Source organism: uncultured Microbacterium sp. (genome assembly GCF_900078385.1).
Classification (GTDB): domain Bacteria; phylum Actinomycetota; class Actinomycetes; order Actinomycetales; family Microbacteriaceae; genus Microbacterium.
In genome coordinates this window covers 1-22,777 of sequence record NZ_FLQR01000013.1, presented here as the reverse complement: position 1 = coordinate 22,777, position 22,777 = coordinate 1, and the positions used below count along the sequence as shown (strand labels likewise).

Sequence of the window (22,777 nt, the reverse complement as noted above, 5' to 3'; positions counted from 1 at the left end):
CGTGCTCGCCGACCTGACGGCCGGCGCGGTGCAGGATGCCGAAGAGCGCAGGCTCACCCGGCCGCTCGACGTCGTCGAGAAGATCGCCCTCGCCCAGCCGTCCGCGCGCGACGCCCTCGCGGCCCTCGCGCCCGCCGACCGCGTCAAGATCATCGCGGAGGTCAAGCGCGCGAGTCCCTCGCGCGGCGACCTCGCCGCGATCCCCGATCCCGCGCTCCAGGCATCCCGCTACGAGCAGGGCGGCGCGTCCACGATCTCCGTCCTGACCGAGGGACGCCGCTTCAAGGGGTCGCTCGCCGACCTGGAAGCCGTCAAGGCGGCCGTGTCGCTGCCCGTCCTCCGGAAGGACTTCATCGCGACGCCGTACCAGGTGCTCGAAGCCCGCGCGGCGGGTGCCGACCTCGTGCTGCTCATCGTCGCGGCCCTCGAACAGCCGCTCCTCGCCGAGCTGCACGGCCTCGTCCGCGAGCTGGGCATGACGCCGCTCGTCGAGACGCACTCCCTCGAAGAGGTGCAGCGCGCCGCCGACATCGGAGCCCAGCTCGTCGGCGTCAACGCCCGGAACCTCTCCACGTTCGAGCTGGACCGCGACCTGTTCGGCCGCCTCGCCGAGCACATCCCGGCCGGCGCCGTCCGGATCGCCGAATCGGCGGTGCTGACCCCCGCCGACGTCGCCCACTACCGCGCCTCCGGCGCGGACGTCGTCCTCATCGGCGAGGCGCTCGTCACGAACGACCCCGTCACGACCCTGCATGCGTTCCTGGAGGCTGGATCATGAGTCTGCGAGAAGCCGCCGGACCCTTCTTCGGCGAGTTCGGCGGGCGTTTCATGCCCGAGTCGCTCATCGCCGCGATCGACGAGCTCACCGCCGAATACGAATCGGCGAAGGCCGACCCCGCGTTCGACGCCGAGTTCCGCCGCCTCCTGCACAGCTACGCGGGCCGCCCGTCCGCGCTCACCGAGGTGCCGCGCTTCGCGGCGCACGCCGGCGGCGCGCGGATCTTCCTCAAGCGCGAGGACCTCAACCACACCGGGTCGCACAAGATCAACAACGTGCTCGGGCAGGCGCTGCTCACCCAGCGCCTCGGGAAGACCCGCGTCATCGCCGAGACCGGCGCCGGTCAGCACGGCGTCGCGACGGCCACCGCCGCCGCCCTGTTCGGCTTCGAGTGCACGATCTACATGGGCGAGGTCGACACCGAACGGCAGGCGCTGAACGTCGCCCGCATGCGCCTGCTCGGCGCCGAGGTCATCCCGGTCACGACCGGCTCGCGGACGCTCAAGGACGCCATCAACGAGGCGTACCGCGACTGGGTGGCATCCGTGGAGACGACGAACTACATCTTCGGCACCGCCGCAGGTCCGCATCCGTTCCCCGCGATGGTCCGCGACTTCCAGAAGGTGATCAGCGAGGAGGCGCGCCAGCAGCTCCTCGACGAGACCGGACGCCTGCCCGACCTCGTGGTCGCGTGCGTCGGCGGCGGCTCCAACGCCATCGGCATGTTCGACGCCTTCCTCGACGACGAGGGCGTCAAGCTCTACGGCGTCGAGGCCGCCGGCGACGGCGTGGACACGCCGCGGCACGCCGCCTCGATCGAGCGCGGCCGACCCGGTGTGCTGCACGGCGCCAAGACCTACGTCCTGCAGGACGAGGACGGCCAGACCGTCGAGTCGCACTCCATCTCCGCGGGCCTGGACTACCCGGGCGTGGGGCCGGAGCACGCGTGGCTCGCCGACATCGGCCGCGCCACGTACATCCCGGCCACCGACACCGAGGCCATGGACGCCCTGCGCCTCCTGTCGCTGACCGAGGGCATCATCCCGGCGATCGAGTCGGCGCACGCCCTCGCCGGGGCGCTGCGCCTCGGCCGGGAGCTCGGCCCCGACGCGATCATCGCGGTGAGCCTGTCCGGCCGCGGCGACAAGGACATGGACACCGCCGCGAAGTGGTTCGGCCTGTACGACGACGGCGCGGACCCCGTCGACACGCCGCCGGACACGGACGAGGCGAAGGGCGAGGGGACGGAGCTGTGAGCTCGCGCGTCGCCGCCGCCATCGACGCGGCCCACGCCGAGGGTCGCGGCGCGTTCATCGGGTACCTGCCGCTGGGCTTCCCCGACCTGCAGACGAGCATCGACGCGGCCGTGACCCTCGCGGAGAACGGCGCGGACATCCTCGAGCTCGGTCCGCCCTACTCCGACCCCGTGATGGACGGCACCGTCATCCAGGAGGCGACGCAGGCGGCACTGGCCGGCGGCTTCCGCCTCCGCGACACGTTCACGGCGGTCCGCGCGATCGCGGAGCGCGTCGATGTCCCCGTGCTCGTCATGACCTACTGGAACCCCGTGCTGCAGTACGGCGTGGACCGCTACGCCGACGACCTGCAGGCCGCCGGCGGGGCCGGGCTCATCACACCCGACATCACGCCGGACGCCGCCGCCGAGTGGATCGCCGCGTCGGAGCGCACGGGCCTGGACCGCGTCTTCCTCGCCGCGCCGACCTCGACCGACGAGCGCCTCGAGATGATCGTCGGCGCCTCGACCGGATTCGTGTACACCGTCTCGACGATGGGCATCACCGGCGAGCGCGCCGAGTTGGATGCCGCGGCCCGCGGCCTCGTCGCCCGCCTCCGCGCGCACGGCGCGGCGCACGCCTGCGTCGGCATCGGCATCTCCACGCCCGACCAGGTCGCCGGGGTGCTCGAATACGCCGACGGCGCGATCGTCGGCACCGCGCTGGTCCGCGCCCTGCGCGACGGCGGCCTCGAGCAGCTGGCATCCACCGCCCGCGCGCTGACGGCCGGCACCGCTCGCTGACCCACCCCCACCCCCGCCCTTCCCGCGAACCCACCGTGGCTCGCCGAGCCCCTGCAGGATTCGCGTCGGGGTCGTAGGGGTTCGGCGAGCCGATGTCGGTTCGACGGGGTCCTCGCGCGCCGACCGGCGCGGGGGAGCGGGCGGGGCGAAGTAGACTCGCGGCGTGACTTTCTCCGCGCTCTCCGTCGTCGCCAGCATCCCGAGCCCGCCGATCAGCAGCTTCCAGGTCGGACCGCTGACGATCCACTTCTACGCGCTCTGCATCCTCGCGGGCATCGTCGCGGCGGCGTTCCTCACGAACCACCGCCTCACCAAGCGCGGCGCGGAGCCGTGGGTCGTCATCGACATCTGCCTGCTCGCCGTCCCGCTCGCGATCGTCGGCGCCCGCATCTTCCACGTCCTGACCCACCCGGGCTTCTACTTCGGCGAGGACAAGAACCCGTGGGCGGTGCTGTTCATCTGGGAGGGCGGCATCGCCATCTTCGGCGCGCTCCTCGGCGGCGCCGTCGGCGCGTGGCTCGGCTGCCGCTGGACCGGCATCCGCTTCTGGAGCTTCGCCGACGCCCTCGCCCCCGGTCTGCTGCTCGCCCAGGCGATGGGACGCTTCGGCAACTGGTTCAACCAGGAGCTGTTCGGCCTGCCCACCGACCTGCCGTGGGGGCTGGAGATCAGCCCCGACAACCCCGCCTTCCCCGCCGGCCTCGCCGACGACACGCTCTTCCACCCCACGTTCCTGTACGAGGTCATCTGGAACCTCATCGGCGTCGTCGTGCTGCTGTGGCTCGGCCGGCGTCTGAGCATGCAGTGGGGTCGCCTGTTCGCCGTCTACCTCATCTGGTACAGCGCCGGGCGCATCGTGTGGGAGTCCATCCGCATCGATCCGAGCGAGATCTTCTTCGGTCTCCGCACGAACGTGTGGGCGGCCGTGCTCGGCGTGCTGGTCGGCATCGTCATCCTGGTCGTCCAGCGACGCCGTCACCTCGGCCTCGAGCCGTCGGTCTACGTGCCCGGTCGCGAGTGGACGCCCGACGGGGTTGTACAATCGGGGGACACCGATGACTTCGTGGACGTCAGCGCACCCACCACGCCCGAAGACATCCCAGACGCCGCCACAAGCAAAGTCACCACGTAAGAACACCGCGGGCCGACGTCGTCCCAGTTGAGCATCAATGTGAGGACGGTAGCGATGCCTTCGAGCCCCTATCGCGACGTCGACCGCCCCGGCGTGCTGCCGGGCATGCCCCCCAAGCAGGGCATGTACAACCCTGCCTTCGAGAAGGACGCCTGCGGCCTGGCGATGGTCGCGACGCTGCGCGGCGAGCCCGGCCACGACATCGTGCAGCTGGCCCTGACCGCGCTGCGCAACCTCGAGCACCGCGGCGCCATCGGCTCCGACGCGGGCACCGGTGACGGCGCCGGCATCCTCACGCAGATGCCGGACGCCTTCCTGCGCGCCGTCGTCGACTTCGACCTGCCGCCGGTGGGCGAGTACGCCGCCGGCATGGCGTTCCTGCCCCTGGAGGAGGCCGCGCGCCTCGCCGTCAAGGCGGGCGTCGAGAAGATCGCCGCCGCGGAGGGTCTCACGGTCCTCGGGTGGCGCGTGGTGCCCACCGAGCAGGAGAACCTCGGCAAGCTCGCCCACGCGGCGCGCCCGGCCTTCGAGCAGCTCTTCGTGTCGCACCCCGCCGCGGGCGACCAGCCGGCGCTGTCCGGCATCGACCTCGACCGTCGCGTGTACCGGCTCCGCAAGCGCGCCCGCCGCGAGCACGACGCGTACTTCGTGTCGCTGTCCTCGCGCACCATCGGCTACAAGGGCATGGTCACGACCCTGCAGCTGGAGCCCTTCTACCCCGACCTGCAGGATGAGCGGTTCGCGAGCGAGCTCGCCGTCGTGCACTCCCGCTACTCGACCAACACCTTCCCGTCCTGGCCGCTTGCACAGCCGCTGCGGATGCTCGCGCACAACGGCGAGATCAACACCGTCAACGGCAACCGCAACTGGATGCGGGCACGGCAGTCGCAGCTGGAGTCCCAGCTCATCGGCGACATCCGCCCGCTGCTGCCGATCTGCACGGAGGGCGCGAGTGACTCGGCATCGTTCGACGAGGTCCTCGAGCTCCTGACCCTCACCGGCCGCAGCCTTCCGCACGCGATCATGATGATGGTCCCGGAGGCGTACGAGAAGCAGGCCGACATCGACCCGCAGCTGCGCGCCTTCTACGACTACCACTCGATGCAGATGGAGCCGTGGGACGGTCCGGCCGCTCTCATCTTCACCGACGGCACCCTCGTCGGCGCGACGCTGGACCGCAACGGCCTCCGCCCCGGCCGCTGGACCGAGACCACCGACGGCCTCGTCGTGATCGGCAGCGAGACGGGCGTCCTCGACTTCGAGCCGGAGCGCATCAAGCGGCGCGGCCGGCTCCGCCCCGGCCGCATGTTCCTCGTCGACACCGCCAACCGGCGCATCGTCGAGGAAGACGAGATCAAGACGCAGCTGGCTACGGCTCAGCCGTGGCAGGAATGGCTGGATGCCGGGCGCGTCCGCCTGAAGGACCTGCCCGAGCGGGAGCACATCGTGCACCCCATCGCATCGATCACGCGCCGCCAGCGCACCTTCGGCTACACCGAGGAGGAGGTGCGGATCCTCCTGACCCCGATGGGGCAGACCGGCGCCGAGCCGCTCGGCGCGATGGGGTCGGACACGCCCATCGCGGTGCTCAGCGAGCGCCCCCGGCTCCTGTTCGACTACTTCACGCAGCAGTTCGCGCAGGTGACGAACCCGCCGCTGGACTCCATCCGCGAAGAGGTCGTCACCTCGCTCTCGCACGGCATCGGGCCGGAGCGGAACCTGCTGTCCTGGGGTGCGGACCACACCCGCGTCATCACGTTGGACTTCCCGGTCATCGACAACGACGAGCTCGCCAAGCTCCAGAACATCGACAAGGCGCTCCCGGGCCGCCGGTCGGTCACGATCCGCGGGCTCTACCACTTCGACCAGGGCCCCGGCTCCATGGAGGCGCGCCTGGAGGCCATGTGCGCCGAGGTGGATGCCGCCATCGCCGACGGCGTCGAGTTCATCATCCTGAGCGACCGCGACTCGAACAAGGACCTCGTCCCGATCCCGTCGCTGCTCATGCTCTCCGCCATCCACCACCACCTCATCCGCCAGGAGAACCGGATGAAGGTCGGGCTCGTCGTCGAGGCCGGTGACGTGCGCGAGGTGCATCACGTCGCGACGCTCATCGGCTACGGCGCGTCCGCGGTGAACCCGTACCTCGCGATGGAGACCGTCGAGTACCTCGTGCGCGCCGGGTTCATCACGAACGTCACGCCCGAGAAGGCGGTGCGGAACCTCATCTACGCGCTCGGCAAGGGCGTCCTGAAGATCATGTCGAAGATGGGCATCTCCACGGTGTCCTCCTACGCCGGCGCTCAGGTGTTCGAGGCCGTGGGCCTCTCGCACGAGTTCGTCGACAAGTACTTCACGGGCACCGAGACCAAGCTCGGCGGCGTCGGGATCACCGAGATCTCCGCCGAGAACCAGGCGCGCCACGACTACGCGTACCCCGAGGACGAGGCGGCCCGCGCCCACGAGCGTCTCTGGACCGGCGGCGAGTACCAGTGGCGGCGCGACGGCTCTCCGCACCTGTTCAACCCCGACACGGTCTTCCGGCTGCAGCACTCCACGCGTACGCGCCGGTACGACATCTTCCGGGAGTACACGAAGCTCGTCGACGACCAGGCGAAGGAGCTGAAGACCCTGCGCGGGATGTTCGCCCTGCGCGCGGGTCATCGCCCGCCCGTGCCCATCGACGAGGTCGAGCCGGTCTCTTCGATCGTGAAGCGCTTCTCCACCGGCGCGATGAGCTACGGCTCCATCTCGAAGGAAGCCCACGAGACGCTCGCCATCGCGATGAACAGCATCGGCGCGAAGTCGAACACGGGGGAGGGCGGCGAGGACACCGACCGTCTGCTCGACCCGCAGCGCCGCAGCGCGATCAAGCAGGTCGCGTCCGGCCGCTTCGGCGTCACGAGCATGTACCTCACGCACGCCGACGACATCCAGATCAAGCTCGCGCAGGGCGCGAAGCCCGGCGAGGGCGGTCAGCTGCCGCCCGCGAAGGTGTACCCGTGGATCGCGCGGACGCGCGGGGGCACGCCCGGCGTCGGCCTCATCTCGCCGCCGCCGCACCACGACATCTACTCGATCGAAGACCTCAAGCAGCTCATCTTCGACCTCAAGCGCGCGAACCCCGGGGCGCGGGTGCACGTCAAGCTCGTGAGCCAGTCGGGCATCGGCGCGGTGGCCGCGGGCACCGCGAAGGCCCTCGCCGACGTCATCCTGGTCTCCGGCCACGACGGCGGCACCGGCGCGAGCCCGTTGAACTCGCTCAAGCACGCCGGCACCCCGTGGGAGCTGGGACTCGCCGAGACGCAGCAGACCCTCATGCTCAACGACATGCGCGACCGCGTCGTGGTGCAGGCCGACGGGCAGCTCAAGACGGGTCGCGACGTCATCATCGCGGCGCTCCTGGGCGCCGAGGAGTTCGGCTTCGCGACGACCGCGCTGGTCGTCGAAGGCTGCATCATGATGCGCGTCTGCCACCTCGACACCTGCCCCGTGGGCGTCGCGACGCAGAACCCCGTGCTGCGCGAGCGCTTCACCGGCAAGCCGGAGTTCGTCGTGAACTTCATGGAGTTCATCGCGCAGGAAGTGCGCGAGTACCTCGCCGAGCTCGGCTTCCGCTCGCTCGAGGAGGCCGTCGGCCACAACGAGCTGCTGGATGTCAACGGCGCGGTCGAGCACTGGAAGGCCAACGGGCTGGACCTCGCGCCCATCCTCGAGGGTCCCGCCTTCGCGGCGGACGTGCCGCGGCGCAACGCGCGGGCTCAGGACCACGAGCTCGAGGACCACTTCGACGTGCAGCTCATCGAACGCGCTCAGGATGTGCTGGTCCACGGCGGTCACATCGCCATCGACCTGCCGGTCCGCAACACCGCCCGCGCCGTCGGGACGATGCTCGGGCATCACGTCACCCGCGCGCACGGTGAGAACGGCCTGCCCTCGGGCTCGATCGAGGTCAACCTCACGGGCTCCGCGGGTCAGTCCTTCGGTGCTTTCCTGCCCGCGGGCATCACGCTGCGACTCGAGGGCGACTCGAACGACTACGTGGGCAAGGGCCTCTCCGGCGGTCAGATCGTCGTCCGGCCCCCACGGGCCGCGACGTTCGACGCCTCCCAGAACGTCATCGCCGGCAACGTCATCGGCTACGGCGCGACGCAGGGCACGATGTTCCTGCGCGGCGTCGTGGGGGAGCGGTTCTTCGTCCGCAACTCCGGCGCCACCGCCGTCGTCGAGGGCGTCGGCGACCACGCCCTGGAGTACATGACGGGCGGTCTCGCCGTCATCCTCGGCACGACGGGGCGCAATCTCGGCGCCGGCATGTCGGGCGGTTCCGCGTACGTCTACAAGCTGGACACCGCGCTGGTGAACCGCGAGGCGATCGCGAACGGCGAGCTGGAGCTCCTCGACCTCGGCGCGGGCGACGCGGAGATCCTCCGCGACCTGCTCGTGCAGCATGTGGCCGAGACGGACTCCGCTCTCGCCGCCGCACTCCTGGACGACTTCGACGCCGAGGTGTCGAACTTCGTCCGCATCCTGCCGCGCGATTACGCCGCGGTTCTGCAGACCCGCCAGGAGGCGGCCGCCGAGGGGCTGGACCCCGATGGCGACGTCGTCTGGACCCGAATCCTGGAGGTGACCGGTGGCTGACCCCAAGGGCTTTCTGAAAGTCACCGAGCGCGAGCTTCCCGCGCGTCGGCCCATCCCCGTCCGCATCATGGACTGGAAAGAGGTGTACGAGCCCGGCGACTCCGCCGTGCTCCGCCGCCAGGCCGGTCGCTGTATGGACTGCGGCATCCCGTTCTGCCACAAGGGCTGTCCCCTCGGCAACCTGATCCCGGAGTGGAACGACCTGACGTGGCGCGGCGAGGGCCGCTCCGCGATCGAGCGTCTGCACGCGACGAACAACTTCCCGGAGTTCACGGGGCGGCTGTGTCCCGCGCCGTGCGAGAGCTCGTGCGTGCTGGGGATCAACCAGCCCGCCGTCACGATCAAGCAGATCGAGGTCTCGATCATCGATGACGCGTTCGCGAACGGCTGGGTCGAGCCCGAGCCGCCCGCTCGCCTCACCGGCAAGACCGTCGCGGTGGTCGGCTCCGGCCCCGCGGGCCTCGCCGCCGCCCAGCAGCTCACCCGCGCCGGTCACACCGTCGCGGTGTACGAGCGCGACGACCGCATCGGCGGGCTGCTGCGCTACGGCATCCCGGATTTCAAGATGGAGAAGCGCCACCTCGAGTCGCGCCTGCGGCAGATGCAGATCGAGGGCACGCGCTTCCGCGCGGGCGTCGAGATCGGCACGGACCTGTCCTGGAGCGACCTGCGCGCCCGGTACGACGCGGTCGTCGTCGCGACCGGCGCCACCGTGCCGCGCGACCTGCCCATCCCGGGTCGCGACCTCGCCGGCGTGCACTTCGCGATGGAGTACCTCGTCGAGTCGAACAAGGTCGTCGCGGGCGACCAGGTCGCGAACCAGATCCACGCCGAGGGCAAGCACGTCATCGTCATCGGCGGCGGCGACACCGGCGCCGACTGCATCGGCACGGCCCACCGCCAGGGCGCGCTGAGCGTCACGAATCTCGCGATCGGCAAGGAGCCGCCGTCGTCCCGCCCCGACCACCAGCCGTGGCCCATGACGCCGACCGTCTTCGAGATGCAGTCCGCGCACGAGGAAGGCGGAGAGCGCACGTTCCTCGCGTCGACCGTCGAGTTCCTCGCGAACGACGCCGGCGAGGTCCGGGCCCTCCGGGTCGCCGAGACCGAGTACCGCGACGGCACGCGCGTGCCCAAGAGCGGCACCGAGCGCGAGATCCCCGCCGATCTCGTCCTCATCGCGATGGGCTTCACGGGTCCCGAGCGCACCGCGCTCGAGCACCAGCTGGGCGCGATCTTCACCGGCCGCGGCAACGTGGAGCGCGGCGATGACTACCAGGCGACCGCGCCGGGCGTCTTCGTCGCCGGCGACGCGGGCCGCGGGCAGTCGCTCATCGTCTGGGCCATCGCCGAGGGACGCGCGGCGGCCGCGGCGGTGGACGAGTACCTTATGGGAGGGACGAACCTTCCCGCCCCCGTCCGACCGCGCGATATCGCGATCGGCTTGCAGTCCGCCTGAAGCGTAGGCTGTAAGGAACACTAACAAAACCCGAAGACCGGAGTCAGTACGTGAGACGCGCCAAGATCGTCGCCACCCTGGGACCCGCCACATCCTCGTATGAGAGCCTCCGCGCGATCATCGATGCCGGTGTCGACGTGACCCGATTCAACCTGAGCCACGGGGACTACAGCGAGCACGAGGCCCGTCTCGCCAACGTCCGGAAGGCCGCGGACGACGCCGGCCGCACGGTCGCCATCCTGGTGGACCTCCAGGGCCCCAAGATCCGTCTCGGCAAGTTCAAGGCGGGCCCGCACGACCTCGCGGTCGGCGACGTGTTCAAGATCACCACCGAGGACATCGAGGGCACCAAGGAGATCGTCTCGACGACCTTCAAGGGTCTCCCCGAAGACGTCACCCCCGGCGACTTCCTGCTGATCGACGACGGCAAGGTGCGCGTCCAGGTCACCTCCGTGGACGGCCCGGTCGTCACGACCGAGGTCATCGTGGCGGGGCCCGTCTCCAACAACAAGGGCATCAACCTGCCCGGCGTGGCCGTCAACGTCCCCGCCCTCTCCGACAAGGACGAGGCCGACCTCCGCTGGGGCCTCCGCGCCGGCGCGGACATCATCGCCCTGTCGTTCGTGCGCAACGCCGCCGACGTGCAGCGCGTGCACGCGATCATGGCGGAGGAGGGTCGCAAGATCCCCGTCATCGCCAAGATCGAGAAGCCGCAGGCCGTCGACAACCTCGAGGAGATCATCGACGCGTTCGACGGCATCATGGTCGCCCGTGGCGACCTCGGCGTCGAGCTGCCCCTCGAGGCCGTCCCGATCGTGCAGAAGCGGGCCGTCGAGCTCTGCCGCCGCATGGCCAAGCCCGTCATCGTCGCGACGCAGATGCTCGAGTCGATGATCGAGAACCCGGTCCCCACGCGCGCCGAGACCAGCGACGTGGCCAACGCCGTCCTCGATGGCGCGGACGCCGTCATGCTCTCCGGCGAGACGAGCGTCGGCAAGTACCCCGTCGTCGTCGTCGAGACGATGGCGCGGATCATCGCCTCGACCGAGGACCACGGCCTGGAGCGCATCGCGCCGTTCACGACCAAGCCCCGCACGCAGGGCGGCATCATCACGCTCGCCGCGGAGGAGGTCGCCAAGTTCGTCGAGGCGAAGTACATCTGCATCTTCACCGAGTCCGGCGACACGGCGCGGCGCATGTCGCGCCTGCGTCCCATGATCCCGATGATGGCGTTCGCCGCCGACCCGGCGATCCGCCGCCGCATGGCGATGACGTGGGGCGTGCAGTCGACCCTCGTCGAGCACGTCGCGCACACCGACCTCATGTTCCTGCAGGTGGACGACTTCTTCCTGAAGAACAAGCTGGCCGAGGAAGGCGACGTCGTCGTGGTGATCTCCGGATCGCCTCCCGGAATCATCGGCTCGACCAACGACATCCGCATCCACCGGATCGGCGACGCCGTGCACGGCAAGGCCCCGATCTACCAGGCCGGCAAGTAGCCCGGACAGCGGACACGAAGAGCGGATGCCACGCGGCATCCGCTCTTCGTCGTTCCCGGGGACGGGCTCACCACCCGCGGGTGACGGCGCATCCTTTCCCGCGGTGATGTCCGGCGCCCGCGAGGTCGCCGATCTTCCAGACCTCGCCGTTCAGGGTCGTGACGTAGGCGGTGTGCCGCGCGAAGGCGACCGATGTCGGAAGGTCCAGCTCGTCCGCGACGACCGAGAACCTGCCGTTCCGGTTCACCGCGAGGAGCTCGCCGCTGTCGGGCAGGCCCGGCGCACCCGCATCCACCTGCCCGGGGGAGTCGCCCTGCGACAGCGCGTACAGCCCGCACGGGCCGAACTCGACGTCCACGAGCAGGCTGTAGCCGGATGCCACGGTGCGCGGCTGCGGGTTCTTCAGCCCGAACGAGACCACGGTGCCGGTCTCCGGCAGGTGCGGGACCGGGCCCGCCTCGGCCATGTAGACACGCGGCACGCGGACGGCGAGCCCGGTGGGCACGATGTTCGCGAACTGCTCGACCTCGGTGACCACTCCCGACCACGACGCCTTGAGGACGCGGTTGTGGTGCCCGTCGGTGACGAGGAAGCCGCCGCGGACGGGCTCCATCGCGAAGACGACTCCGCGGGTGAGGAAGAAGTCGATGTCCGGCGGCGGCGGGTTCTTCAGCGACCAGTCGCCGATGTCGGCGATGACGGTGAAGCTGGACGGACCGTCGACACGGTAGATCCCGTCGACGTCGTTCCGCGTGCTGCCGGGGACGTCGTCACCGACGTTGGCCACGAGGACGTACGCGGTACGGCCGACGAAGGCCACATCGATGGGCCCGCCGATCGGGATGACCGACTTCGGCAGCCCGGTCACGAACGGCGTCTTCACGCCCGTGCGCGTGTCGATGCGCGTGACCTGGCCGATCGCGCCCTCGACGACGTACAGGGCGCCATCGGGCCCGATGGTGCTCCCGCTGGCCTGCTGCAGCCCCGAGACGAGGAGCGTCGCCGCGGGCGGAGCGGCGCCGCCGCCGGGACCTCTCGCCGGGGCGGTCGCGGTCGCCGCGGCCGGGGCGAGGAGCGATGACACGAGGAGCGCCGCGGCGGCGGCGCCCGTGAGCAGCGTCTTCTTGATCTTCATGGGGGTTCCTCCGGTCGACTGTCGTCGGTGCCGGCCGGCGTTGGATGCGCCGCCCATGACGGTGAGAACACCGCTCATGCTCCATCGTCAGCGCGGCCGACCTCAGGCTCCTCCGTCGCGGCGACGAGGTCAAGGGGGGGTGAGAAGGGGCCCGGTCGTCGCCGGCTGCACCGGGATGCGGGGTCGTACAGAGGGGTGCCGGTGGTGGGAGTCGAACCCACACGTCCGAAGACAACCGAGTTTGAGTCGGTCGCGTCTGCCATTCCGCCACACCGGCGCACGCCGGAATCGACCATACCGCAGGAACCAGCGCGCACTGGGCTCTAGGATGGACAGGTGACTGATCAGGAACAGCCCACGGCGTCCACGTCCTCCGCCCCCCGACGCGTCGTCGTCGCCGAGGACGAATCCCTGATCCGCCTCGACATCGTCGAGATCCTCCGCGACAACGGCTTCGACGTCGTCGGCGAGGCCGGTGACGGCGAGACCGCCGTCCAGCTCGCGACCGAGCTGCGCCCCGACCTGGTGATCATGGACGTCAAGATGCCGGTACTCGACGGCATCAGCGCCGCCGAGAAGCTCAGCAAGAGCCACATCGCGCCGGTCGTCCTCCTGACGGCCTTCAGCCAGAAGGAGCTCGTCGAGCGCGCGAGCGAAGCCGGCGCCCTCGCGTACGTCGTGAAGCCTTTCACGCCCAACGACCTGCTGCCCGCGATCGAGATCGCGCTGGCCCGCTACGAGCAGATCATCACGCTCGAGGCCGAGGTCGCCGACATGGTCGAGCGCTTCGAGACCCGCAAGCTCGTCGACCGCGCCAAGGGCCTCCTGAACGAGAAGATGGGCCTGTCGGAGCCGGAGGCGTTCCGCTGGATCCAGAAGGCGTCGATGGACCGCCGTCTCACGATGCAGGACGTCGCGAAGGCCATCATCGAGCAGCTCTCGCCCAAGAAGGCCTGACGCCGCGCGGGATCAGCTCGCGGGCAGATCCTTGATCATGTTCGTGATCCGGATCGTCGAGCAGCGCCGACCCTGATCGTCGGTGACGACGATCTCGTGCACCGTGACGCTGCGACCCAGGTGGATCGGCGTGCACACGCCCGTGACGATGCCGCTCGTGGCCGACCGGGTGTGGGTGGCGTTGATGTCGACGCCCACCGCGAGGCGACCGGGCCCCGCGTGGAGGTTCGCGGCCATCGAGCCCAGCGACTCCCCGAGGACGACGTAGGCGCCGCCGTGCATGAGCCCGACCGGCTGGGTGTTGCCCTCGACCGGCAGCGTCGCGACGCACCGGTCGACGCCGAACTCGGTGATCCGCATCCCCATCTTCTCGGCGAGCGCACCGAGTCCCCGGCGCGCCGCCCAGTCGAGTCCGTCGACGGATGCAGGGCTGGTGTCAGAGGTCATCGTTCGCCTTCGCACGGTCCGGATCGGGTGTCGCCTCCGCTGGCTAGGCTTGCAGGGTGACGGACTCCGCAAAGCCTACCCTTCTCGTCGTCGACGGCCATTCGCTGGCCTACCGTGCGTTCTTCGCGCTCCCGGTCGACAACTTCTCCACGAAGGACGGCCAGCACACGAACGGGATCTACGGCTTCCTGTCGATGTTCGTGAACCTCGTGAAGGCCGAGAAGCCCACCCATCTCGCGGTCGCGTTCGACACGTCGCGCCAGTCGTTCCGCACCCGGGAGTACGCGGAGTACAAGGCGAACAGGTCGGAGTCGCCGGCGGAGTTCAAGGGGCAGATCCCCCTCCTGCAGGAGTGCCTCCAGGCCATGAACGTCCGCGTCCTCACGAAGGAGGACTTCGAGGCCGACGACATCCTCGCGACCCTCGCGACGCAGGGGGCCGCGCTCGGCTACGACGTGCTGGTGTGCTCCGGCGACCGCGACACCATCCAACTCGTCACCGACGATGTGACGCTGCTCTACCCGAACGTGCAGGGCGTCTCGCAGCTCAAGCGCTACACGCCCGACGCCGTCGTCGAGAAGTACGGCCTCCCGCCGGAGAAGTACCCGGACATCGCCGCGCTCGTGGGGGAGACGAGCGACAACCTCCCGGGCGTGCCGAAGGTGGGCGAGAAGACCGCCGTCAAGTGGCTCACGCAGTACGGATCGCTCGATGAACTCCTCGCCCGCGCCGACGAGATCAAGGGCGTCGTGGGCGGCAACCTGCGCGAGCACCTCGACGGGGTCCGGCGCAACCGGGGGCTGAACACCCTGTTGCGCGACGTGGAGCTCGAGGCGAGCCCCGCCGACCTCGCCGTGCAGCCGATCGACGCCGAAGCCGTGCGCGACATCTTCTCGCGTCTGGAGTTCCGCACCCTGCTGCCGCGCGTCTTCGAAGCGATGGGGGCCGATCCGGCCGAGACCCCCGCCCGCCCGGGCGCCGCCGCCCCGAATGCGACCGAGCCCGACCCGGCGGGGATCGCCGCATGGGTGGCGGCGGCCGACGGCGAGGTCGGCGTGACCCTCGTGATGCAGGCCGGGCTCCCGGTCCGCATCGGCCTCGCGAGCACCGGAGCGGCCGTCGAGACCGCCTGGACCGACGAGGCCGCAGCCGCCCTCCGCCCCTGGCTGGAGGGCGATGCCCCGAAGGTGCTCACCGACGCGAAGCCGCAGGTCAAGGCGCTGCGCCGCGCCGGCGTCCGCCTGGCCGGACTCGCCTTCGATCCGTTGCTGGCCGGGTGGCTCCTGCGCCCGAGCCTGCCGGACAAGAACCTCTCCGACCTCGTCGGCCGCTACCTCGATGAGACGCTTCCCGAAGCAGACCCCACCCAGCTCGTCCCCGAGACGGAGGGCGCGACGCCCGGTCAGCTCTCCTGGTACACGCTGCGCGTGGCCGAGGCGCTGCGCGCCGAGCTGCCGGAGAGCGTGGCATCCGTCCTCGCCGACATCGAGCTGCCCACCCTCGACACCCTCGCCGACATGGAGCTCGCGGGCGTCGTCGTCTCGCACGTGAAGCTGTCGACGTTCTCCGCCGAGCTCGCCGCCCGCGCCGACGCGATCGCGCAGCAGGCGTACGCGACGATCGAGCGGGAGGTGAACCTCGGCTCGCCCAAGCAGCTGCAGGAGGTGCTCTTCGACCAGCTGCAGCTGCCGAAGACCCGCAAGACGAAGACGGGGTACTCCACGGATGCCGCCGTCCTGGCAGACCTGCAGGAGACGAACCCGCACCCGTTCCTCGACCTGCTGCTGCAGCACCGCGAGGCGATGAAGCTGCGGCAGATCATCGAGTCCCTCGACGTCGCGATCGCCGCGGACGGTCGGATCCGCACCACCTACGTCCAGACCGGCAGCCAGACGGGGCGCCTCTCCAGCACCGACCCCAACCTCCAGAACATCCCGATCCGCAACGAGGAGTCCAGCCGCATCCGCGCCGCCTTCGAGGTGGGCACGGGGTACGAGACGCTCCTCACGGCCGACTACTCGCAGATCGAGATGCGCATCATGGCGCACCTCTCCGGCGACCCGGGGCTCGTGGAGGCGTTCAACTCCGGTGAGGACCTGCACCGCTTCGTCGGCGCCCGCGTCTTCGGCGTCGAGCCGGCCGACGTCACATCCGCCATGCGCACGAAGGTGAAGGCCATGTCGTACGGCCTCGTCTACGGGCTGTCCGCGTTCGGTCTGTCCAAGCAGCTGCGCATCGAGCAGTCCGAGGCGAAACAGCTCATGATGGAGTACTTCGCGCGCTTCGGGGCTGTCCGCGACTACCTGCGCTCCTCCGTCGAGCAGGCCCGCATCGACGGCTTCACCGAGACGATCTTCGGGCGCCGTCGACCGTTCCCCGACCTGTCGAGCCCCAACCGGGTCCTCCGCGAGAATGCCGAACGCGCCGCCCTCAACGCGCCGATCCAGGGCAGCGCCGCCGACATCATGAAGATCGCGCTGTTCCGCATCCACGGCGAGTTCGCCGCCGAGCAGCTCACGTCGCGCGTGCTGCTGCAGATCCACGACGAGCTCGTCGTCGAGGTGGCTCCGGGGGAGTGGGATGCCGTCGAGCGCATCGTCCGCAGTCGCATGGGCGATGCGGCCGAGCTGACTGTGCCGCTGGACGTGCAGATCGGCCACGGCGCGGACTGGAACGAGGCGGGTCACTGATCTCGCGGCCCGGGTCGGTTTAGGCTCGGAGGATGACTGACGCACAGCGCACTCCCACGCCGATCGATGAGATCGCCGACGGCTGGGTCGACACCGTCGCCGAACTGTCCCCGGGCCTGGCGACCTACATCGGGCGATCCGAATACAACGACCGTCTCGACGATCTGTCGCCGGCAGGGACGGAGCGCGGCCGGGCGGCCGCCGCGGCGACCCTCGCGGCGCTGGAGGCGGCCGAGCCCGTCGACCAGGTCGACGTCGTGACCAAGGCCGACCTGAAGGGCGACCTGTCCCTGCACCTCGAGATGTACGACGCCGGCGCGCACCTGCGCGACCTCAACGTGATCGCCTCGCCCGCGCAGGACCTGCGCAGCGTCTTCGACCTCATGCCGACGAGCACCGTCGACGACTGGGCGGTCGTCGCCACCCGGCTCGGAGCGATCCCGGCCGCCATCGACGGCTACGTCGAAACCCTTCGTCAGGGGATCGCGCAGGGCGTCGTCCCCGCGCGCCGCCAGGTGTCCGAGGTCGTCACCCAGATCGGCCGGTACACCGCGGCCCAGGGCTTCTTCGCGACGTTCGCCGCCGAGGCCTCGCCGGAGGAGGGCTCGCTGCCCGCCTCGCTCGCCCGCGACCTGTCCGGCAACGCCGACGCCGCGCGCGTCGCGTATGACGGCCTCGCCTCCTTCCTCTCCGACGAGCTCGCGCCCGCCGCGGGCGCCGAGGACGCCGTGGGCCGCGAGCTGTACGCCCTGCACTCCCGCCGCTTCCTCGGGGCCACGATCGACCTCGACGAGACGTACGAGTGGGGGGTCGAGGAGCTGTCCCGCATGGTCGCCGAACAGGAGTCCATCGCGAAGGAGATCAAGGCCGGCGCGAGCGTCGAGGAGGCCGTCGCCTTCCTCGAGGCCGACGAGTCCCGCAAGCTCCGCGGCACCGACGCGCTCCAGAAGTGGATGCAGGAGACGAGCGACCGCGCCGTCGCCGAGCTCGGCCGCACGCACTTCGACATCCCGGACCCCATCAAGAAGCTCGAGTGCATGATCGCGCCCACGAACGAGGGCGGCATCTACTACACGGGCCCGACCGACGACTTCTCCCGTCCCGGCCGCATGTGGTGGTCGGTTCCGGAGGGCGTCGACACCTTCGACACCTGGCGCGAGCTGACGACCGTGTACCACGAGGGCGTCCCCGGCCACCACCTGCAGATCGCGCAGGCCGTGTACAACCGTGCGGAGCTCAACTCCTGGCGCCGGCTCCTCGCCGGCTCGAGCGGGCACGCGGAGGGCTGGGCGCTCTACGCGGAGCGCCTCATGGAACAGCTGGGCTACCTCGACGACCCGGCCGACCGTCTCGGCATGCTCGACGGTCAGCGCATGCGCGCCGCGCGCGTCGTGCTCGACATCGGCGTGCACCTGCAGAAGCCGAAGCTCGACGGCGAGGGGGTGTGGGACGCCGACTACGCGCTCGCGTTCATGCGCCGGAACGTCAACATGTCGGACGAGTTCATCCAGTTCGAGGTCAACCGCTACCTCGGCTGGCCCGGGCAGGCGCCGTCGTACAAGGTCGGCCAGCGCATCTGGGAGCAGATCCGCGACGAGGCCGAGCAGCGCGCGGGCGACGCGTTCGACATCAAGCAGTTCCACATGCGGGCGCTGACCCTCGGCGGCGTCGGACTGGACACCCTGCGGATGGCGCTCGCGCAGGGCTGAGCACCGTCAGTCGACGCGGAGGTCGCGGGCGAGCAGCGCCACGACCTCCGCGTCGCGCGTCTGACGGAAGTCGTCGTAGTACTGGCCCACCGCCCACAGGTTCCGCTGCGGGTGCGGGCACACGTACTCCTCCGCGACGCCCGGCTCCGGCCGCCAGGCCGCCGGTGCGACGGGCACCGCGAGCACGATGTGCGCCGCGCCGTGGGCGCGCAGCGAGCGGCATGCCGCCGTCGCCGTCGCGCCGGTCGCGACGCCGTCGTCCACGACGATGACTGTCCGCCCCGCGGGGTCGCGCCCCGGCACCGAGTAGAGCGCCTCGCGCCGCCGCAGCTCCTCCCGCTCCGCCTTCTCCACGGCGGCGAGCTGCGCCGGTGTCGCCCAGCCGTCGGCATCCGGATGCACGACACGGACCCCGTCGGCGATCGCCCCGACCGCGAACTCCTCGTGGCGCGGCGCGCCGAGCTTGCGCACCGCGACGGCGGTCAGCGGAAGGCCGAGCGCCCGCGCGACCTCTGCCGCGACGACGACGCCGCCGCGCGGCAGCCCGACGACGAGGGCGTCACCGCCGCGCCGGTCATCCAGCGCGCGAGCGAGGTCGCGGCCCGCCGCGGCGCGATCCTCGAAGAGGGCCATGGGGCCACCGTACGCTGGTGAGTGCGCCGGCGGAATGCGCCGCGATCCCATCGGGAATGCACGCCCGATGCGCCGAGTTCCATTCATCAGCATGGAAAGGGACGAATCATGACGGTACACCTGGGCCTGGACACCTTCGGCGACATCACCCTGGACGCGGAGGGTCGGCGCGTCAGCGACGCGCAGACGATCCGGCACGTCGTCGATCAGGCGGTGCTCGCCGACGAGGTGGGCGTCCACTTCTTCGGCGTGGGGGAGCACCACCGCCCGGAGTTCGCGGTCTCGAGCCCCGAGATCGTCCTCGCGGCCGCCGCGGCGCGCACCTCGCACATCCGACTCGGCACGGCCGTCACGGTGCTCTCCAGTGACGACCCGGTGCGGGTGTTCGAGCGCTTCTCGACGCTGGATGCCGTCTCGCACGGTCGCGCGGAGGTCATCCTCGGCCGCGGGTCCTTCATCGAGTCGTTCCCCCTGTTCGGCTACGACCTGCACGACTACGAGACGCTCTTCGAGGAGAAGCTCGAGCTGTTCTCGCAGCTGCTCACCGAGAAGCCCGTCACCTGGCAGGGATCGCTCCGCGCGTCGCTGGACCAGGCGGACGTCTACCCGAAGACCGAACACGGCCTCACGGCGTGGGTCGGCGTCGGCGGCAGCCCGGAGTCCGTCGTGCGCACGGCTCGGCACGGCTACGGCCTCATGCTGGCCATCATCGGCGGGCCGGCCGGGCGCTTCCGGCCGTTCGTCGACCTCTACCACCGTTCGCTGGACAGCTTCGGGCGCGGGAAGCTCCCGATCGGGGTCCACTCCCCGGGTCACGTCGCCGACACCGACCAGCAGGCGTGGGAGGAGGCGTACCCGGGCGTGCAGTCGATGAACGACACGATCGGCCGGGAGCGCGGCTGGCCGCCGTACAACCGGCTGCGCTTCCAGCACGACGTCGGCCCCGAGGGCGCCCTCTACGTCGGCTCGCCGGAGACGGTGGCCCGGAAGATCGCGGACACCGTCCGCACCCTCGGCGCGGACCGGTTCGACATGAAGTTCTCCACCGGCACGCTCGGGCACGAGCGGATGATGCGCTCCATCGAGCTCTACGGCACCCAGGTGGCGCCGCTCGTGCAGGACATGCTCGCGTCGCGGTGACGGCGGGTCCCCGGCATCCGTAGCATTCAGTCATGACCGATGTCACGACTCCGACGGTGGTGGCGCGCCTCGACGCCCTCCCGTTCACGCGCGGCCACGCCCGCATCCTCGGCGGCTCCGGCGTCGGCTGGGCACTGGACGCCATGGACGTCGGCCTCATCTCGTTCGTCATCACGGTGCTCGTCAGCGAGTGGTCGCTGACGGGGGAGCAGGCCTCGTGGATCGCGTCCGCAGGCTTCGTGGGGATGGCGGTGGGCGCGACGCTCGGCGGGCTCCTCGCCGACCGACTCGGTCGCCGCTCGGTGTTCGCGATCACGCTCCTGATCTACGGCGTCGCGACCGGCGCGAGCGCGCTCGTCGGCGGTCTCGCGCTCCTCCTCGTGCTGCGCTTCTTCGTCGGCCTGGGCCTGGGGGCCGAGCTGCCCGTGGCGAGCACGTACGTCAGCGAGTTCGCCCCCGCCCGCATGCGCGGGCGCCTCATCGTCATCCTGGAGGCGTTCTGGGCCGTCGGCTGGACGGCCGCCGCGCTCATCGGCTTCTTCGTCATCCCGAACGTCGACGAGGGGTGGAGGTGGGCCTTCGCGATCGGGGCCATCCCGGCCGTCTACGCCCTCGTGATCCGGTGGGGACTGCCGGAGTCGGCGCGCTGGCTGGAGCGGCAGGGCCGGCGCGGCGAGGCAGAGGCCGTCGTGGCGCGCCTCGAGGCGTCGCCGGCGCTCGCCTCGTCGCAGCGTCGCCGCGTCGAGCCGGACGCCCCGGCGACGACCCTGGCGGGCCCCGCCGCGACGACGGCGGGGGAGCGGCTCCGGGCTCTCTGGTCGGCGGAGTTCTCGGTGCGCACGGCGTGCCTGTGGCTCGTCTGGTTCTGCGTGAACTTCGCCTACTACGGTGCGTTCATCTGGATCCCGACCCTGCTGTTCTCGCAGGGGTACGACCTCGTGAAGTCGTTCGGGTTCACCCTCATCATCACCCTCGCCCAGCTGCCCGGATACGCCGTGGCCGCGTGGCTGATCGAGGTGTGGGGGAGGCGCCTGACGCTGTCCGTCTTCCTCGCCGGCTCCGCGGTCTCGGCCGTCCTGTTCGGTCAGGCCGGCACTGAGACGCTCATCATCGCGTCCGGCATGGCCCTGTCGTTCTTCAACCTCGGCGCCTGGGGCGCGCTCTACGCCGTCACGCCGGAGATGTACCCGACATCGCTGCGCGCGACGGGCTCGGGCTGGGCGGCCGGGGTCGGCCGGATCGCCTCGATCCTCGCGCCGCTGAGCGTGCCGCCGCTCCTCGCATTCGGGGGCGTGCCCGTGCTGTTCATCGTCTTCGCCGTGTTCTTCGTGGTGGCCGCAGGCGCCGCGTGGGGACTCGTCGACAAGAGGGGACAGACGCTCGATGACCGCTGAGCACACGCCGGCCGTGCGCTTCGCCGCCATCGGCGACTCGTTCACCGAGGGTGTGGGTGACGAGCTCCCGGACGGCAGGGTGCGCGGCTGGGCGGATCTCGTCGCCGAGGGGTGGGCGCGCTCGCGCGGTGACGAGATCGCCTACGCCAACTTCGCCATCCGCGGCAAGCTCGTGTGGCCGATCGTGCACCAGCAGCTCGAGGCCGCCCTGGCTCTGCGTCCCACTCACCTCTCGTTCAACGGCGGCGGGAACGACATGCTGCGTCCGCGCACGTCGATCGCGCACATCGCGGATGCGTTCACGCACGTGCTGCGCCGGTGCGACGAGGAGGGCGTCACCCTGATCCTGCTCTCGGGCGCGAACCCGTCGGCGCAGCTGCCGATGGGCCGTGTCATCCGACGGCGCGGCGACCTCATGTCGGCCGCCGTGATCGAGCGGATGGGCGATCACGGCGACGTCGTCCAGGCCCTCAACTGGCCGGATGCCGAGCTGTCCCGGCCCGCCTACTGGTCCGAGGACCGCCTCCACATGAACGCGCGCGGCCACCACCGGGTCGCGGCACGCGTGCTCACCGCACTCGGGGAGAGCGTCCCCGACGGGTGGTGGTCGCTTCCCGAACTGCCGGAGGCCGTGCGACTCCGGCGCGCGGAGTACATGCGGGATCACCTCGGGCCGTGGGTGCGGCGCCGGCTCACCGGCACATCGTCCGGCGACGGTCGGGCACCGAAATACGGCACCTGGACCGCCGTCTCGGCGGCGGATTAAGCACAATCGGCGCGGCGCTGTCAAGAGGAGGCGCCGCGCCGCGGGGATCGGTCATGATGACACCACGACCGACCCACAAGGAGTCAAAATGAGCATCGGAGCCGGAATCGCGCTCTTCGTCATCGGAGCCATCCTCGTCTACGCCGTCAACGTGGACGTGGAGTTCGTCAACCTCGACATGATCGGCTACATCCTGATGGGCGCGGGCGCTCTCATCTTCATCATCGGCATCGTCATGATGCTGCGCCGCCGCCAGACCGAGTCCGTCACGCGGACCGTCGATCCGGTCGCCGGCGAGCGCGTCACGCGCAACTCCACCAGCACCTCGGGTGACCCGACCGTCTGAACCGTCCCCA

The 22,777-nt window shown here is 70.6% G+C and carries 17 protein-coding genes and 1 tRNA gene; 14 read left to right on the top strand and 4 right to left on the bottom strand.

The genetic code is table 11. The features are described from left to right. Position 1: 1 nt before the first annotated feature. The 7 genes from trpC (at position 2) to pyk (ending at position 11,550) form a co-directional block, all read left to right on the top strand. On the top strand, positions 2 to 778 hold the full coding sequence (trpC, locus tag QZL85_RS14845; RefSeq protein ID WP_295578193.1) for an indole-3-glycerol phosphate synthase TrpC: 777 nt from the start codon (positions 2 to 4) through the stop codon (positions 776 to 778). After that, the gene (gene trpB / locus QZL85_RS14840; protein WP_295578191.1) at positions 775 to 2,034 is read left to right on the top strand and encodes a tryptophan synthase subunit beta; all 1,260 of its coding nucleotides are present in this window, start codon (positions 775 to 777) and stop codon (positions 2,032 to 2,034) included. The genes trpC and trpB overlap by 4 nt, the downstream gene beginning before the upstream one ends. Further along, on the top strand, positions 2,031 to 2,816 hold the full coding sequence (trpA, locus tag QZL85_RS14835; RefSeq protein ID WP_295578188.1) for a tryptophan synthase subunit alpha: 786 nt from the start codon (positions 2,031 to 2,033) through the stop codon (positions 2,814 to 2,816). The genes trpB and trpA overlap by 4 nt, the downstream gene beginning before the upstream one ends. Positions 2,817 to 2,979: 163 nt before the next feature. Continuing rightward, positions 2,980 to 3,948, top strand: a complete 969-nt coding sequence (gene lgt / locus QZL85_RS14830) for a prolipoprotein diacylglyceryl transferase (RefSeq protein ID WP_295578186.1) — start codon at positions 2,980 to 2,982, stop codon at positions 3,946 to 3,948. A gap of 54 nt (positions 3,949 to 4,002) precedes the next feature. Further along, positions 4,003 to 8,592 carry a glutamate synthase large subunit gene (gene gltB, locus QZL85_RS14825; protein ID WP_295578184.1) on the top strand — a complete coding sequence of 1,530 codons (4,590 nt, stop codon included), beginning with the start codon at positions 4,003 to 4,005 and terminating at the stop codon, positions 8,590 to 8,592. After that, positions 8,585 to 10,051 (top strand): glutamate synthase subunit beta, encoded by a 1,467-nt coding sequence (locus tag QZL85_RS14820; RefSeq protein WP_295578182.1) that lies wholly within the window; start codon positions 8,585 to 8,587, stop codon positions 10,049 to 10,051. Before gltB ends, QZL85_RS14820 begins: the two co-directional genes overlap by 8 nt. A 50-nt stretch (positions 10,052 to 10,101) precedes the next feature. Then, the gene (gene pyk / locus QZL85_RS14815) at positions 10,102 to 11,550 is read left to right on the top strand and encodes a pyruvate kinase (RefSeq protein ID WP_295578181.1); all 1,449 of its coding nucleotides are present in this window, start codon (positions 10,102 to 10,104) and stop codon (positions 11,548 to 11,550) included. Positions 11,551 to 11,617: 67 nt separating this feature from the next. On the opposite strand, the gene QZL85_RS14810 is transcribed toward pyk, so the two are convergent. Together QZL85_RS14810 and QZL85_RS14805 are read right to left on the bottom strand one after the other, a co-directional pair. Continuing rightward, positions 11,618 to 12,763 carry a ScyD/ScyE family protein gene (locus QZL85_RS14810; protein WP_295578179.1) on the bottom strand — a complete coding sequence of 382 codons (1,146 nt, stop codon included), beginning with the start codon at positions 12,761 to 12,763 and terminating at the stop codon, positions 11,618 to 11,620. A gap of 118 nt (positions 12,764 to 12,881) precedes the next feature. Further along, positions 12,882 to 12,962 (bottom strand) — tRNA-Leu (locus tag QZL85_RS14805). A gap of 59 nt (positions 12,963 to 13,021) precedes the next feature. On the opposite strand from QZL85_RS14805, the gene QZL85_RS14800 reads away from it, so the two are divergent. Further along, complete coding sequence (locus QZL85_RS14800; RefSeq protein WP_295578177.1) at positions 13,022 to 13,642, top strand: ANTAR domain-containing response regulator; 621 nt, start codon at positions 13,022 to 13,024, stop codon at positions 13,640 to 13,642. A 12-nt stretch (positions 13,643 to 13,654) separates the two neighbouring features. Here the strand turns inward: QZL85_RS14800 and QZL85_RS14795 are convergent, their stop codons facing one another. Then, the gene (locus QZL85_RS14795) at positions 13,655 to 14,089 is read right to left on the bottom strand and encodes a hotdog fold thioesterase (RefSeq protein ID WP_295578175.1); all 435 of its coding nucleotides are present in this window, start codon (positions 14,087 to 14,089) and stop codon (positions 13,655 to 13,657) included. Positions 14,090 to 14,145: 56 nt separating this feature from the next. Here QZL85_RS14795 and polA point away from each other — a divergent pair, with 56 nt between their 5' ends. Continuing rightward, positions 14,146 to 16,779, top strand: coding sequence for a DNA polymerase I (polA, locus tag QZL85_RS14790; RefSeq protein ID WP_295578174.1), 2,634 nt, complete (start codon positions 14,146 to 14,148; stop codon positions 16,777 to 16,779). A 32-nt stretch (positions 16,780 to 16,811) separates the two neighbouring features. Then, the gene (locus QZL85_RS14785; RefSeq protein WP_295578173.1) at positions 16,812 to 18,488 is read left to right on the top strand and encodes a DUF885 domain-containing protein; all 1,677 of its coding nucleotides are present in this window, start codon (positions 16,812 to 16,814) and stop codon (positions 18,486 to 18,488) included. 6 nt (positions 18,489 to 18,494) lie between these two features. Here the strand turns inward: QZL85_RS14785 and QZL85_RS14780 are convergent, their stop codons facing one another. Then, positions 18,495 to 19,121 (bottom strand): phosphoribosyltransferase, encoded by a 627-nt coding sequence (locus QZL85_RS14780; RefSeq protein WP_295578172.1) that lies wholly within the window; start codon positions 19,119 to 19,121, stop codon positions 18,495 to 18,497. Positions 19,122 to 19,229: 108 nt separating this feature from the next. Between QZL85_RS14780 and QZL85_RS14775 the strand changes: the two genes are divergently transcribed. The 4 genes from QZL85_RS14775 to QZL85_RS14760 all read left to right on the top strand — a co-directional run bounded on the left by QZL85_RS14775 (position 19,230) and on the right by QZL85_RS14760 (position 22,767). Next, a complete protein-coding gene (locus QZL85_RS14775) occupies positions 19,230 to 20,261 on the top strand; it encodes an LLM class flavin-dependent oxidoreductase (RefSeq protein ID WP_295578171.1) in 1,032 nt (343 codons plus the stop codon). A 32-nt stretch (positions 20,262 to 20,293) separates the two neighbouring features. Then, the gene (locus QZL85_RS14770) at positions 20,294 to 21,655 is read left to right on the top strand and encodes an MFS transporter (protein ID WP_295578170.1); all 1,362 of its coding nucleotides are present in this window, start codon (positions 20,294 to 20,296) and stop codon (positions 21,653 to 21,655) included. After that, positions 21,645 to 22,421 (top strand): SGNH/GDSL hydrolase family protein, encoded by a 777-nt coding sequence (locus QZL85_RS14765; protein WP_295578169.1) that lies wholly within the window; start codon positions 21,645 to 21,647, stop codon positions 22,419 to 22,421. Before QZL85_RS14770 ends, QZL85_RS14765 begins: the two co-directional genes overlap by 11 nt. 88 nt (positions 22,422 to 22,509) lie before the next feature. After that, on the top strand, positions 22,510 to 22,767 hold the full coding sequence (locus QZL85_RS14760; protein WP_028495755.1) for a DUF6458 family protein: 258 nt from the start codon (positions 22,510 to 22,512) through the stop codon (positions 22,765 to 22,767). Positions 22,768 to 22,777: the final 10 nt, after the last annotated feature.

Coding starts and splice junctions, on each gene's coding strand:
- trpB (WP_295578191.1), top strand. CDS start 775: ATGAGTCTGCGAGAAGCCGCCGGACCCTTCTTCGGCGAGTTCGGCGGG.
- gltB (WP_295578184.1), top strand. CDS start 4,003: ATGCCTTCGAGCCCCTATCGCGACGTCGACCGCCCCGGCGTGCTGCCG.
- QZL85_RS14810 (WP_295578179.1), bottom strand. CDS start 12,763: ATGAGCGGTGTTCTCACCGTCATGGGCGGCGCATCCAACGCCGGCCGG.
- QZL85_RS14795 (WP_295578175.1), bottom strand. CDS start 14,089: ATGACCTCTGACACCAGCCCTGCATCCGTCGACGGACTCGACTGGGCG.
- QZL85_RS14785 (WP_295578173.1), top strand. CDS start 16,812: ATGACTGACGCACAGCGCACTCCCACGCCGATCGATGAGATCGCCGAC.
- QZL85_RS14780 (WP_295578172.1), bottom strand. CDS start 19,121: ATGGCCCTCTTCGAGGATCGCGCCGCGGCGGGCCGCGACCTCGCTCGC.
- QZL85_RS14775 (WP_295578171.1), top strand. CDS start 19,230: ATGACGGTACACCTGGGCCTGGACACCTTCGGCGACATCACCCTGGAC.
- QZL85_RS14770 (WP_295578170.1), top strand. CDS start 20,294: ATGACCGATGTCACGACTCCGACGGTGGTGGCGCGCCTCGACGCCCTC.
- QZL85_RS14765 (WP_295578169.1), top strand. CDS start 21,645: ATGACCGCTGAGCACACGCCGGCCGTGCGCTTCGCCGCCATCGGCGAC.
- QZL85_RS14760 (WP_028495755.1), top strand. CDS start 22,510: ATGAGCATCGGAGCCGGAATCGCGCTCTTCGTCATCGGAGCCATCCTC.